The organism is Bartonella sp. AP21QHHD (genome assembly GCF_042196205.1).
GTDB lineage: Bacteria > Pseudomonadota > Alphaproteobacteria > Rhizobiales > Rhizobiaceae > Bartonella.
In genome coordinates this window covers 125815-140750 of the sequence record NZ_JBHIPT010000107.1, presented here as the reverse complement: position 1 = coordinate 140750, position 14936 = coordinate 125815, and the positions used below count along the sequence as shown (strand labels likewise).

The 14936-nt window shown below is 39.7% G+C and carries 7 protein-coding genes and 3 pseudogenes; 7 read left to right on the top strand and 3 right to left on the bottom strand.

What is annotated here, in order from left to right; translation table 11 throughout:
* Together ACFIMC_RS07180 and ACFIMC_RS07175 are read right to left on the bottom strand one after the other, a co-directional pair.
* A pseudogene (locus ACFIMC_RS07180) lies at positions 1-1008 on the bottom strand (tyrosine-type recombinase/integrase); the annotation flags it as partial.
* Between the two features lie 385 nt (positions 1009-1393).
* A complete protein-coding gene (locus ACFIMC_RS07175; protein ID WP_375671743.1) occupies positions 1394-2671 on the bottom strand; it encodes a ubiquinone biosynthesis hydroxylase in 1278 nt (425 codons plus the stop codon).
* 743 nt (positions 2672-3414) lie between these two features.
* Here ACFIMC_RS07175 and ACFIMC_RS07170 point away from each other — a divergent pair.
* The 7 genes and pseudogenes from ACFIMC_RS07170 (at position 3415) to ACFIMC_RS07140 (ending at position 13176) form a co-directional block, all read left to right on the top strand.
* The gene (locus ACFIMC_RS07170; RefSeq protein ID WP_375643239.1) at positions 3415-5856 is read left to right on the top strand and encodes a DNA translocase FtsK 4TM domain-containing protein; all 2442 of its coding nucleotides are present in this window, start codon (positions 3415-3417) and stop codon (positions 5854-5856) included.
* A gap of 723 nt (positions 5857-6579) precedes the next feature.
* Positions 6580-6839 (top strand): annotated as a pseudogene (locus ACFIMC_RS07165) (DNA translocase FtsK); the annotation flags it as partial.
* 121 nt (positions 6840-6960) lie between these two features.
* Positions 6961-7569: an outer membrane lipoprotein carrier protein LolA gene (locus ACFIMC_RS07160; protein WP_375671744.1), complete on the top strand. Its 609-nt coding sequence runs from the start codon at positions 6961-6963 to the stop codon at positions 7567-7569.
* Between the two features lie 33 nt (positions 7570-7602).
* Complete coding sequence (locus tag ACFIMC_RS07155) at positions 7603-8418, top strand: exodeoxyribonuclease III (protein WP_375611707.1); 816 nt, start codon at positions 7603-7605, stop codon at positions 8416-8418.
* Positions 8419-8479: 61 nt separating this feature from the next.
* Positions 8480-9961: an efflux transporter outer membrane subunit gene (locus tag ACFIMC_RS07150; RefSeq protein ID WP_375671745.1), complete on the top strand. Its 1482-nt coding sequence runs from the start codon at positions 8480-8482 to the stop codon at positions 9959-9961.
* Positions 9958-11184, top strand: a complete 1227-nt coding sequence (locus tag ACFIMC_RS07145; RefSeq protein WP_375613164.1) for an efflux RND transporter periplasmic adaptor subunit — start codon at positions 9958-9960, stop codon at positions 11182-11184. The genes ACFIMC_RS07150 and ACFIMC_RS07145 overlap by 4 nt, the downstream gene beginning before the upstream one ends.
* A 3-nt stretch (positions 11185-11187) precedes the next feature.
* Complete coding sequence (locus ACFIMC_RS07140; RefSeq protein ID WP_375613165.1) at positions 11188-13176, top strand: MacB family efflux pump subunit; 1989 nt, start codon at positions 11188-11190, stop codon at positions 13174-13176.
* Positions 13177-14353: 1177 nt separating this feature from the next.
* On the opposite strand, the pseudogene ACFIMC_RS07135 reads toward ACFIMC_RS07140, so the two are convergent.
* Positions 14354-14540: pseudogene (locus tag ACFIMC_RS07135) on the bottom strand (integrase); the annotation flags it as partial.
* Positions 14541-14936 lie beyond the last annotated feature (396 nt).

Genomic DNA, 14936 nt, shown 5'->3' with positions numbered 1-14936 from the left:
ATAGGCACGCTCTACTTTACCTCCTACTGTATGACTTAGAATGGTTTCAGCGACCTCATAGGGGGCATCGGTTGTTTCAGCGAGCCAATTGCGTAAACTAGAACGAAAACCATGCGGGCAGGCTTCAAGTCCAATACGTTTCATATATTGAGCCATACACCTATGCGCGAGGGGACCGCGACCTGTTGCAGAAAAGAAGAAATCATTGCGTGATAAAAGGCGCGCTTGTTTTAAAATGTCTAATGCTTCAGATGATAAAGGCACGCGAAACTCTTTTGTTGTATCACGCTTTCCTTTCATATTTTCAGCAGGGATAGTCCATATATCCCCATCAACTTGATCTTTATGGATATGACATAAAGGAAAAGTACGAACCCCTGTCAGAATAAGCAAACGCAAAGCCAGTTGTGTTAAGGTTGATGCTTCGCAAAGTGTTTTATAAAAGGTAGGGACATCTCTCCAATCCATAGCTGGAAAATTTTGCGTTTTATGGCGTTGTTTGCCTAAGAGCGCGCGTGCTTTTTCTGTTGCTTGTAAATCAACATTCAAACCTAATGCAGCCGCATGTTTAAGACAAAGATTAAGACGTATCAATGCTTTCTCTGCTGTTGCAGCTTTTGTATGCCAAATAGGGGCAAGAACATTGCGTATCTCTGTTTATGTAATCTCAGAAACAGGCAGACAGCCTAATTTAGGGAGAATATGTAGGCGTAAAGGTGCAAACCAATTCCCATCTTTACCATCCCCTTTTAACTCAGATTTCCGACTTTCAAAAGTATCTAAAGCAATATCTTTTAAGTAATGAAGNAATTCACGGGCTTTTTTTAAAGAAACATTTTGCAACGCACCCAAGCCCATTTCACGGCGCCGACCATGAATGGTATAGCGATAAATCCATTGAGCACCTCCATCTTTACGCTTATGAAGTAACAAGCCAGCACCATCATTATATTTGCCAGCCCCCAATGTTGCGACAGATCTTGCATTAAGACGGTTCATAAGAGCCATTTTTTAGTCCTTTCTTGTATAAATTTTACCCACACATTCATCCCACTTGTTATGTGCAAATGAGTGGTTTTGATTGAAGCAATATAAACTGATTTAAAATGAGACAATCTTAGGTTATTCGGGACTCTCATTCAATATGAATAACGATAGATTATCATTATAAATCAATGCCTTGTAGAGATAGTAAACGTTTTTTTCAGTGCGTAGTGAATACTCTCATAATGTAGCTTGCTTGTCGAGTTTTATGTTAAGTGAAATATGGGAGGAGGAAGTCAAGAAAAAATTACTCGACAGGAATCCGGTTTGTAAACAGATTGGATGAGATAGGAATTTTTTGTTCTTTGAAGGAGGAAGGGAAAGGTTGTAAAATAGTATGAATTTTTTCTTAAAGTGGGAAGCCGCGTAGAAGACGTGGGGCATTTGGAGAGAGTCCGGCAGCTTCTTGAATGAAGTATTTTTTTATTTTTGGTGCTTGATTAATGATTCCAAGGCCGGTATCGCGGAGCATCCGTAAAAGAAGGCTATCATTAGAAAAGAGTTTATTAAGCCAATCATTGCTTAAAGCCATACGGACAATTTCAAAACGTCTCCAGCTTTGATAGCGCTCTAAAGCCGTGAGGGAGCCAATGTCAAGACCTAGTCGTGCTGTTTCAATAATCACTTCAGCCAGCGCAGCGCTATCGCGTAATCCTAAATTGAGTCCTTGTCCTGCAATGGGGTGGATGGTATGGGCGGCATCGCCAACGAGAGCAAAACGTGGTTTAACGCATTGACGTGTTAAAGAAAGACTCAAAGGAAAAGCTTGACGTTCGCCATCCCAAGAGAGTTTGCCTAATCGATGGCCAATGCGTCTTTCGAGTTCTGTTTCAAAAATAAGTGCATCAGCTTTGAGATAATATTGCGCAGTTTTATGATCTTCATTCCACACAATGGCGGATCGGTTGCCTTTGAGAGGGAGAAGAGCAAAAGGACCGGCAGGTAAAAAATGTTGAATTGCTTGACCATTATGGGTTTTTTCATGTTCAACTGTGCAGATGATTGCTGTTTGTTTATAGGGATGAGAAAAGTTTTTAAGATCTGCTTTTTGGCGTAATTTCGAATGGGCTCCGTCAGCTGCAATAAGCAATTTTGTTTGCCAAACCTCTTCATTATTTAAAGTGACGGTTGTATGTTGGTCTTCTTGATGAAAATCAATGACACGGGTGTTTGTAATAACAGGGATATTGAGATCTTTGACACGTTTTTTTAAAGTGTTGATGAGTTCTCTATGCTCTACCATAGCAGCAAAGGGCTCGCCGGGATTAATGTCGCCTTCAAAGGTTAAAAGAGTGGGTTTGACAGGATCATTTGTGCTTGTATCTGTGATGATCATTGAATGAATGGGTTGCGCATAGAGTTTTATAGATTCCCAACATTGTAATTGTTTTAACATACGAATAGAAGCAGCAGCAAGGGCAATGGTTCGTATGTTAGAAGCAGGGGGATCTCCTTGTGGAGCAGCATCAACGATTTTTATTTTCAGATTAGGGGCTGTTTGCTTGAGTGCTATCGCTAGGGTTAAACCGACAGCTGCCCCCCCTGCAATGAGCAGATCACATTGTTTAGTTTTATGAGATTTAATTTTTTTATTGGGTTGTACGTCTTTATTGCGATTAGAACACACAATACTTCTTCCATTGTTTATAGTTTGCTTTCTTTTAAAAAGAATATCTTTTTACATTGCCTAAAATATCTTAACTTTTACTTTTCTCTCTGCTTTACAAAAACGAGGTTTCTTTTTAGCGCCAATCTGATGACAGATTGGTTTTTCAGAGTTTTTCTGCTTAATCATTTATGTGATTCATCTTACAGATTTATCGGATAAGCTTTTTTAAATATCTTCTTCAATTCTTTTTACACTTGGTTGATAAAAAAGAAAACTAAAAATAAACAAAGATGGTCGTGTATTTTTTAAGTTGTGTGAGTTACTTCAGTATGCTTGTCCTGAAGGGGGACATTTCGTTAGTATGATAGATAAAAATAGATAAAAAATTGTGGTCATTCGTGATGGTTAAAACAGTATTCATATTTCGCCGTTATCATGATGTAGCGTAAAAAATATTATTTGTTTAAGAAGGTGCCTATAGCACCCATGTAACACTTTACACATAAGGTGTTTTTTGGTTGATCGTGTGATAAATATTCAGGGAGAGCTTTTTGTGCGCCTTATGAAGGATTATCTCTTAGGGTGGTGGTATATGAATGATATGAAGTGGTTAGAAGGTAGAACGCGCTAGATAAGAAGTCGGATTGTTTACAGGCGATTTGTTTACAAATTGGTACAGAGTTTAAGCTTCATCCTTTTTTAAGAGAGAGAGGGAGTTATAACTCTTTAAAATATAAAAGTTTTGTATTTGGAATTGATAGATGCACCGAAGTTCTTCTCCTTATGATTCATTAGAAGTGCGAAATTCTCAAGGTTCGCGTCTTATTGAGATGTTTTTACGTCAGATAGGAGTATTTATTGGGCTCGGGCTTTTGGGCTTTATTATTTTTTGTGTGTTTGCTTTGGCGACGTGGAATGTTGCGGACCCATCTTTAACTCATGCAAGTACAAATGAGGTTACAAACCTTATGGGGTGGATGGGGGCAATTTTTTCAGATTTTATTATGCAGTTTTTTGGCTTGGCAAGTCTTTCTGTTTTGTTGCCACCGTTATTTTGGTCTTTTCTCTTGTTGGCGCAAAAGAATATCTACAATTTGACTTTGCGCTTTTTTTTATGGGTGCTATCAACGATTTGTTTTTTAATTGCTTTTGCCCTTATGTCACCTGTTGCTTCTTTTACTTATTGGCCATTGCCAATGGGATTGGGAGGGGTTTTAGGAGATAAAGTTTTAAGTGTTGCTTCTTCAGTCTTTCCTCTTTTTCTTTCTCCTCCTTACACGGTGTTTTTCAGTGTTGTTTTTATTCTTTTAGGTTTTTTCACCGCTGCTTTTGCTGGTAATGTGATATGGCGGCGTCGAACAAAGAAAAGAAAAGAAAAAAGCATTCCAAAAGACGAAATCGTTAATCCAGTCTTTGAGTTGGAAGAAGATACGGAATATGCCGCAGAGGAGGATCGTGAAAATCATGGTTTTTTTGCGACAACTTGTGGCGCTCTTTTGCATCTTTTTTATTTTTTACAAGCGCGTTTTTTTCGTTTATTTTGTTTCAAAAGGCGTTTTCAGAGTAAAGGGCAAGGAAAGCCATTTGATCGGATTGAGCCAACTTTTTTGGGTGAAAAAGTAAAGTGTGAGAAAAATCAAAATAAAGCCTATGTTTCTCCTGTTAAAAATCGAAAGTCTTTAACAGCTTCTTCAAATGGTGGTTTTGTTCTTCCTCTTGTAGATTATCTTTCGGTTCCACCACCGTCTGTTAGGGATGCAAAACTTTCTCCTGCTGTTTTAAGAGCAAATTCTCAGGAACTTGAAGGGGTTTTGTTAGATTTTGGAGTCAAAGGAAAAATTATAGATGCTTGTCCTGGACCGGTGGTAACTTTGTACGAATTTGAACCGGCTGCAGGTATTAAGTCTTCCCGTATCATTGGTTTGGCAGATGATATTGCACGCTCGATGCGTGCGATTTCGGCGCGTGTTGCGGTGGTTCCAGGACGTAATGTTATTGGAATAGAATTGCCTAATGCAAAGCGTGAGATGGTTTATTTACGAGAAATGTTGCAGGCGCAAGAATTTATTGACAGCAAAGCAAAGCTAGGACTTGCTTTGGGTAAGACAATCGGAGGAGAAGCTGTTGTTGCAGATTTAGCAAAAATGCCCCATCTTTTGGTTGCTGGTACAACAGGATCAGGAAAGTCTGTTGCTATTAATACAATGATTTTATCATTGCTTTATCGTATGACACCTGAACAATGTCGTCTCATTATGGTGGACCCGAAAATGCTTGAGCTTTCGGTTTATGATGGCATTCCCCATTTATTAACACCCGTGGTGACAGATCCTAAAAAAGCCGTGATTGCTTTAAAGTGGGCTGTTCGTGAAATGGAAGAACGCTATAGTAAAATGTCAAAACTAGGCGTTCGTAATATTGATGGGTTTAATGCACGTCTTAGGGAAGCTGCAAGTCAGGGAGAGACAATGGTGCGGACAATTCAAGTTGGATTTGATCGCGAGACCGGTGAGCCTCTTTATGAAACGGAAACACTTGATTTTAGTCCTATGCCCTATATTGTTGTCATTATTGATGAAATGGCTGATTTGATGATGGTTGCTGGGAAAGATATTGAAGGAGCGGTTCAACGTTTAGCACAAATGGCACGTGCTGCCGGTATCCATGTAATTATGGCGACACAGCGTCCTTCAGTCGATGTTATTACTGGGACGATCAAAGCCAATTTTCCTACACGCATTTCTTTTTCTGTGAGTTCCAAAATTGATAGCCGAACAATTTTAGGCGAACAGGGGGCCGAGCAATTATTGGGACAAGGAGATATGCTCTTTATGATGGGAGGAGGACGTATTCAGCGTGTGCATGGGCCTTTTGTTGCGGATGATGAAGTGGAGCAGGTTGTTGCGCATCTCAAAGAGCAAGCACGACCTGATTATTTAGAAACAATTACGCAAGAAGTTGAAGAGGATGGTGCTGATGTTTCTTTGTCTTCTCCTTCAGAAGATGATCCCTATAGTCAAGCTGTTGCTATTGTGCTTCGTGATCGTAAGGCTTCGACCTCTTATATTCAACGCCGTTTAGGCATTGGTTATAACCGCGCTGCGACATTGATTGAGAGGATGGAAGAAGAAGGTATCATTAGTCCAGCAAATCACGCAGGGAAACGAGAAATTTTAGTGCCTGCTGAAGAAGAACGCTTTTGAAAAATATTTATAGTTGTTTTTTATAATACCTTATAAAACAAGTGTTTATCCTACTGTATCGTAGAAAGTCTGCATTTTCATATACCAGCTCTCAATTTGCGATAGCTCTTTGGTACTTGAGACTCCTTATAAGGGGATTCTTTATCTTATATAACTTTTATCCATACACCAACCTTGCTTGTAACGTGCAAGCAAATGATTTGAATTGATTCAATATGAGAGAGTATGTGATGAGAGAATCTTATTGTATTTGGCGTTATGATTTAAGTTAAAAAGATAAATTATTATAAATCAATATCTTGGTATAAAATAATGTCATTGCGAGTGTAGAGGGGGGTAAAAGCATGTAAGGTTTAGTATTTAAGTGTCTTTTTAAGTGCGCTCTAAATATTTAGGGCAAGGCTGATCTGTCGAGTCTTAATATAAATGAATTATATGGGGTGGGAAGCTAAGTGAAATTTGCTAAACTCCAAACTGTTTACAGAGTGGTTCGGATGAAGATTTTTATTCTTTTGGGTGGGAAGGAAGTCAAAAAAGTATTTTTGATACTTAAAAGAACTTTCAGGTTCGCGAGTAATATGTTTAGTCCTTAATCCATTATGTATTGACTATAATTTATGTTGCTTCATAGATTAGGGGTGGGAAAGAATATATTATGCGTTTAGAAAATCAGCAGAAAAGCAGGAAAATTTGATGATTTCGGAAACATAAACGCAGACTGGTTATTTGGAAACGATACCGAAAGAGATCGCAAGAAATAAAGGAAGGATGTTTCTTTAGCAGATGATTCCTATTGTCAAGCTGTTGCTATTGTGCTTCGTGATCGTAAGGCTTCGACTTCTTATATTCAATGTCGTTTAGGCATTGGTTATAACTGTGCTACAACATTGATTGAAAGGATGGAAGAAGAAGGCATCATTAGTCCAGTAAATGATATGGGTAAGCAAAAAGTTTTGGAGACTGTCGAAGAAGAATACTCTTGAAAATCTTTTGATAGTTTTTTCAAACAATATCTTTATCTTATAAAGATAGGTATTTATTCATCGTTGATCACTTAAGTTATGAATTATAAAGTTAATTAAGTATTGCTTGGGAGCATTTTTTATGAAAACGTCTTTTTTACCGCAAAGAAGAATCTTTGGGTTGGTGGGAATTATTATCTTTTGGTGTTTAACTTTTCCTGTTTTTTCGCAAGTATCTAATAAAGTGATAAAGGCGCAAAATGTTGTGAATCACTTTGCGGCAATCAAAACAATGACAGGTGATTTTATTCAGTTTAGTCCAAAGGGAAAAATGTCTCAGGGGACATTTTATTTAGAGCGCCCAGGGAAAATTCGTTTCATTTACAAAAAAATGCCTTTACAAATTATTGCAGATGGCCAATTTGTGGGTATTAACAATCGGGCTTTGAATACTTGGAACTTTTCACAACTTTCGCAAACGCCAATGAAATTTCTGTTGGATGATAAAATTGATGTATCTTCTGGGCGCTTGTTCGCATTTCGCGAAGATCCAGGGGCCGTGACGATTGTTCTGCGTGATCAGACGATTGGGGCAGGGCAAATAAGGATGGTTTTTGATTCTAAAGGCTCTGCTTTGCGACAGTGGACAATTGTTGACCAACAAAATTTGGAAACTACTGTGCAGATTATGAATGTGCGGACAGACGTCCGGTTCGCTAATGGGATGTTCACACTTCCTTCGAAGAAATGAAGAAAGAGTGTTACGTCATTGGGATTAAAACAAATGTTCTTTCGTATTGCGACTTGGAATATTAATTCTATTCGTTTGCGTCTTGCACAGGTTTTTCAGTATTTGGAACTCTTTTCCGCAGATGTTTTGTGTCTACAGGAAACAAAATGTCCAGATGCTTTATTTCCAGTGGAGGCTTTTGAAGCAGCGGGTTATAAGCATATCGCATTGAGTGGACAAAAATCTTATAACGGGGTGGCTATTGTTTCTCGTTTGCCTTTTAAAAAGGTAGAAAAGCGTTTTTTTTGCCAAAACCAAGATTGCCGTTATATCTCAGTTATTGTGGAAGCCCATGGGAGAAGCTTGCGGATTCATAATTTTTATGTTCCTGCTGGGGGAGATATCCCTGATGCTGATGTGAATGAAAAGTTTCGTCATAAGCTTGATTTTTTAGAAGAAATGTCCTCCATTCGTGCGGATCAAGGCGATGGTCTTTCTTCTCTTTTGGTGGGAGATTTAAATATTGCTCCTTTGGCAGAGGATGTTTGGTCTCATCAGCAATTGTTGAAGGTTGTAAGCCATACTCCCATTGAAACCGAGCGTTTACAGGATTTGTGTTGTCAAGGTGGATGGGTTGATCTGATGCGGTTGCATATTCCTGTTCCTACCAAGCTTTACACATGGTGGAGTTATCGTGCTCGCGATTGGGCATTTACTGATTATGGGCGGCGGCTTGACCATGTTTGGTCTTCTCAAGATTTAGCCCCTTTTGTTGTAGATCTTTCGATTTTTCGTGATGCGCGCGGATGGGAACGTCCTTCAGATCATATTCCTGTGCAAACTGTATTTGATTTTTCACGTCAAGTTTGAAATAAGAGGTAAATAAAGTATTAATATTAAATAATGATTCTGAAAGAATGCGGGAGACTGGATGTATATCAGAAATCTCAAATGGGGCGCTTCTCGTGGATTATTTTTTAGTGTCTTGTTGTGTTTGCTTTTGTCAGGATGTATGGTTGGTCCTAATTACCAGAAAACATCTTTTCGTGTTCCAGCAGTTTGGGGAGAAAAATCTGCACAGACTGCACGGCAGCCCGTTGCGCTTGCCGGATGGTGGCGGCATTTGAATGATCCTGTTCTAGATGCGTTAATGGATTACGCGATTTCTGGAAATAATAATGTTGCTGTTGCCAAAGCTCGGGTACGTGAGGCGCGTGCGGGTTTTGGACAGGTTGTGGGAACTCTTTTGCCAAATGTGTCCAATTCAATTTCAGGAACCCGTAGTCGTTCTGGACAGTCTGATGCATTGTTAAACCAGTATAGTAGTGGTTTTGATGCAAGCTGGGAGCTTGATTTTTTTGGTGGGCATAAACGTGCGGTTGAAGCAGCGCGTTATGGCCTTGATGCGGCTGTGGAAGATATGCGCGCTACCATGGTGACATTACTAGGAGATGTGGCAACAAATTATGTGCAAATGCGTGGCTGGCAACAAAAGTTGTTTATTGTGCGGCAAATTGCTGTATCACAACGTAAAACTTATGAACTGATGCGCGCTAGATTAACAGCTGGTGATGTTTCTGAGCTTGATGTTTCAAATGCGCAAGCACAAATGGCAAATACAGAAGCAGATATATCACAGATGGAAGCGAATTTAGCAATGAGCGTTCATCGCCTTTCTGTCTTAACTGGTCGTGTGCCTACGGCATTGAAGGATCTTTTACAAAAAAATGCTAAGCATGCAAAGATTCCACAACCACGCTGGCCGATACCAGCAGGAATTCCAGCCGATATTTTGTTAACACGTCCAGATTTGCGACGGGCAGAGCGTCAATATGCGCAAGCGACAGCACGGATTGGTCAACGTGAAGCAGATCGTTATCCATCACTTACTTTAACAGGTAATATTTCGACAGCAGCAACGGCAATTGATCAATTATGGAAAAATTCAACGATTGGCTGGTCTTTTGGACCTGGTCTTCGTTTTCCTCTTTTTAATGGAGGTCAGGTCGAGGCTTCTATTGCGGTAGCGCGCGCGCAGCGTGATCAAGCTTTTATTACTTATCGAGCTGCTGTGTTGGAAGCTTTAGAAGATGTAGAAAATGCGCTTGTAAGATTAACGAAGGAACATCAACGCTTAGAAAAGCTAATCGTTGCGAATAAAGCTTCTCTTCATTCCTTAAAACTTTCACGGAACCTTTTTGAGAATGGAAATACTAGTTTTCTTGAATTGTTAAATGCTGATCGCTCTTATTATTCTGCACAAATGGCGCTTAAAGATAGCCGTGTTTCTTTGGTTACGCAATATATCACGTTGATGAAAGCATTGGGGGGGGGCTGGGATGGCGTTGTTGATGTATCGCGTCCAGAAGTCGTTGATAATGCACCTCGTTCGCGTGCAAAGGTAGGGAAATGAAAAAAAACTTACTCAAAAATTTCATTACAAAACACAAAAAACTTTCCTTCTTTTTAACTGCTATATTTCTCATTCTCTTGTTGTTATGGTTACGTTCTGTTTTTTTTGGAACATCTACTCCAACTTATATAACAGCGGTGGTGAAACGTGGGGATATTGAGGAAAGTGTTTTAGCTTCTGGTCTTGTACGTCCTTACCGGTTGGTGGCTGTTGGTGCGCGAGCAACAGGGCGTGTGGTGTCAATGCATGTTTCCCCTGGGAGTGTTGTGAAAGAAGGCGATCTCTTGGCAGAAATTGATCCTACAGATCAGGAAAATGATTTAAAAAGAAAAAAAGCAGCATTATCGCATTATTATGCGAGTTTGATAGAACAAGAAGCCTATCTTTCTCTTGCACAGAAAAATTTAGAGCGTCAGAAAAAAATGATTGAAACACGTGCGGTTTCACGTGCGAACCTCGATGAGGCTACGACACAGGTGAAAATACGCGAGGCGCAAATTGGACAACTTCGTCAGCAGATTGTGCAAGCACAAATTGATGTGGAGAGTGCAGAGGTTAATTTAGGTTATACACGCATCACTGCCCCTTCAGCGGGAACGGTTTTGGCAACAGTTGTGGAAGAAGGGCAGAATGTGAATGCGGTTCAGTCGGCGCCAACGATTGTTATTTTGGGTGATTTATCAAAGATGACGATCAAGGCGCAAATCTCAGAAGCAGATGTTCTTAAAGTCCGAGCTGGACAACCACTTTATTTTACAGTTCTAGGTAATTCACAGCGTCGTTATGAAGGCGTTTTAGAAAAAGTAGAGCCGGCTCCTGAAGCAATTCGTGCTGATGTGAGTATTAATCCTGGTATGGTGAGTGGTTCTAGTGCTTTAATATCATCGGCTATCTATTACAATGGAATTCTACATGTTGATAATGCGGACAATTTTTTGCGAACCTATATGACTGCTCAAGTTCATATTATCTTAGGGCGCGCGCAGAATGTCTTGTTGGTTCCAAGTGATGCTTTACGCGATGAGACAAGAGAGCGTAAAGCATGGGTTTCTGTTTTGGTGGGGGAAAATAAGGTGGTTACTAAACAGGTGAGCGTTGGGTTGAATAATAAGGTTATGGCAGAGATTGTTTCAGGACTTAACGAGGGTGATGTCGTCGTCACTAGTTCGTCTGATGGAGTGATGCCAGAGTCTTCTCACATGCACAGCGAAGACGAGAGTTAAAGCATGAGCACAAATCAAGCAGATGCTGTCTTCGTCTTGGAAAATATTGTGCGCAAATTTCCTGCGGGCGAAGCGTTTGTTACCGTTTTGAAAAACATCAATCTTACCATTAAACGTGGTGAAATGGTGGCAATTGTAGGTGCTTCCGGTTCAGGTAAATCGACCTTGATGAATATTTTAGGCTGTCTTGATCGTCCAACTTCTGGTCGTTATTGGATCTCTGGTAAAGAAACAGCTTCCCTTTCTGCGGATGAATTGTCGGCTTTGCGACGTAATCATTTTGGTTTTATTTTTCAGCGTTACCATTTGTTGAATGAATTGACAGCTCTTGGTAATGTTGAAATTCCGGCTATTTATGCGGGATGTGCCGTGGAAGCAAGGAAACAGCGGGCACAGGATCTTTTAACGCGTTTGGGCATGGGTGATCGGATAAATCATCGTCCAAATCAGCTTTCTGGTGGTCAGCAACAACGTGTTTCTATTGCTCGGGCGCTCATGAATAATGCGGAGGTCATTCTTGCAGATGAACCAACTGGTGCATTGGACAAAAAGAGTGGGCAAGAAGTATTGCATATTTTGGATGAACTTCATCAAGAGGGGCGTACCATTATCATTGTAACCCATGATATGCAGGTGGCTGAAAGAGCAGAGCGTATTATCGAAATCAGTGATGGGGAAATTATTGCTGATAAGCAGTCAAGGGTTGCAAAAACAAAAGTTGGTGGAAAATCTCTTCAGGAACAACAAAATCTAAAAGGCCAACAAAAACTGGGCTTTTTTCGTTCTTTTGTTGAGCGATTCCGTGAGGCGTTTGTGATGGCTCTGTTGGCAATGAATGCACATCGCATGCGGACTTTTCTAACAATGCTTGGGGTGATTATCGGTATTGGGGCGATTATTGCTATGGTGGCTTTAGGGAATGGTACACGAGAGAAAATTCTGGAAAATTTTAAAAGTTTGGGTACTAATACATTAACCATTTTTCCTGGTAAAAGTTTTTCTGATCCACAAGCAGAAAAAATAACCAGTTTGGTTGAAGCTGATGCAGAAGCCTTGTCTGGATTACCTTATGTTTCTGGTGTGACACCACAGATTTCAGCAAGCTCGAAAGTGCGTTTTGGTGCAATTGAAGTCAATGCCATTATTGCGGGGGTGGGAGAACAATTTTTTCAGACACAGGGGCTCAAAGTTTTCAAAGGACAGTTTTTTGATCAAAAAAGTGTCCATGATCGGGCGGTTGATCTCGTGATCGAGAAAGAAGCATTGTCTGTTCTTTTCCCCCATAGCCATGAAAGCCCCCTTGGAAAGGTGGTGAATGTGGGTAATGTTCCTGCGCGTATTATTGGTGTTGTTGATTCGCAAAATAATGCAAGTGGAGATACATCAAATACTTTACAGCTTTATTTACCCTATACAACAGTGCAGACGCGTTTTCTTGGTACAACAGAAGTTCGTGCAATTATTGTTAGGATTGCTGATGATATTGATTCATATTTAGCGGAGACCATGATAAAACGTTTTCTCATTATGCGGCATGGCGGGGAGGATTTTTTCATTAGAAATTCTGAATTTTTCCGTGAACGTGTTATGGAGAGTACAAATATTTTAACACTTTTAATTTCTTCAATTGCAGCTATTTCCCTGGTTGTGGGGGGTATAGGGGTGATGAATATTATGTTGGTCACTGTTTCTGAGCGGATCAATGAAATCGGCGTGCGTATGGCAGTTGGTGCACGGCAAAGTGATATTTTACAGCAATTTCTCATTGAAGCGATTTTGGTTTGTGTGATTGGTGGTGGTTTGGGAATCTTGCTTGGACTTTCTATAGGTGGCTTGTTTCTTCTGTTTAAGGCACCTATTCATTTGGTTTATACTATTGAATCGATCATTATGTCTCTTACTTTTTCAACCCTCATAGGAATATGTTTTGGCTTTTCTCCAGCGCGGCAAGCTTCACGGCTTGACCCTGTTGTCGCCCTTTCACGCGATTAAGCTTTATCAATTGGGGCATGTTTGTTCGTGATGCTTTCCACTTGGATGAAGCATTTATGAAGCGAAACATGAATGGAAAAAGTTTAGCATTATTTGCTGCTCTATTTTAGAAAACGCTTTGTTCATTAAGTGGAGCGTACCACTAGAGGTGAACGTTTTATAGGGCACCCCATCATGTGAGATATGGTAGGCATATAAGCCTTCTTGAGGCATTAAATGTTTTGAGAATGCATGATGAATATTTTAAATCTTTCTTGTCGAGTCTTATGGAAGTAAATCCTATTAAGGAGAAATTAAATAGAACCCGTTAGAATGAGATTGCTTGCAGACTGAATTTTGTTAAAAATTCTCGTCTTCTGAGATGTGAAGAGGAGGACAAATAAAATATACTGCGCGACGATTCTTAAGATTTAACCTAAAAAGAGGCGGGGGAAGTGAATAGTATATCTACTAACAAACAAAAGAACAAAAAAGAAGGTTGATGCCAAAAACAGCTTAAACCTCCGTTCTTCCAAAAAAATGAACTGGTATCGAGATAGTTGAGCAGTTTAAGAGGTTTCGTTTAGTCTTTTTAAGATTTTCGGAAAAGAGGTTATGAGGATTTCTCACTTTTAGTTTTGCAGAAGGTGGTGCAAATTATAGGTGTTTAGGTTTATGCAAATAAATTATGATCGTGCTCAAGTTTTAAAATGTGACCTAAGACACAGCCATTTTCTGTTCCTTTATGCGAGTAACTTAGCTTTCTTTAGAATATTTTGTTTAAGGCATCGCTTTTTTCTGCCTTATCTCATGATTTTGGAGCTGAAGGATAAACAAGCCATTTGAGTTTCTAGGGTAAGGATGCCGTCAGATACTCGGTAGGGGGCGTGATCTTAAGAACTAATACCGTGAGATGCGGGTTTGATTTCATGAGTTTGGTGAGGACAACAAAAAGTTTGAGAGGCGGATAGCTTCTTATTTTGAATGATGTATGAATGAAAGGGGCTTTCATTTATTGAAAAAGAATAAGCTCATATTCAGCAGATGTGAGATGAAGTAAGAGCATCGTAATACCAAGCTGCAGTTATGCTGCTAAAGAACATAATGGCGCTAGTGATGAGCAATGGTATGTCTAGTTGGTATGGTATTCTTCCTCCTGCTACAAGTTCGATACAGAGCGCCATTGTGTTGCACATTAACACTCTTGTTTTAAAGAAACATTTTTCAAGGTATCCAAGCCTATTTTGCGACGCTGTTCATGGTAAATCTATTGAGCACCTCCATCTTTACGCTTATGAAGTAATAAGCCGGCACCATCATTATATTTGCCAGCTCGTGGGTGTTGCGATAGACCTTGCATTAAGGCGGCGGTTCATAAGAGCCATTTTTAGTCATTTCTTGTACAGTTTTTCTCCACACACTCATCCCGCTTGTGATGTGCAAGCGGGTGGTTTTGATTGATTCAAGATAAACAGATTTGAAATGAGAAAATCTTACGTTATTCAGAGTTCTAATTTAATATGAATGACGCTATATTATCATTATAAATCAATATATTGTACATATAAAAAAGAATTCTAAAACCACCCGCTATAAAGTATAAGAAGCGAATAATTAGTCTACGAAAGAACAAAAGACAAAGAAATATTTCAAAAATCAATATTTTGAATATCACGACTAATATTTTGCGTATTATAGTGAAATTATATGCATGATCGTTCGTAAAATGCGCTGTTTTGTGTGTGGAGTTTCTTCCTTGGTGTCTTGTGTGTTCGCAGGTG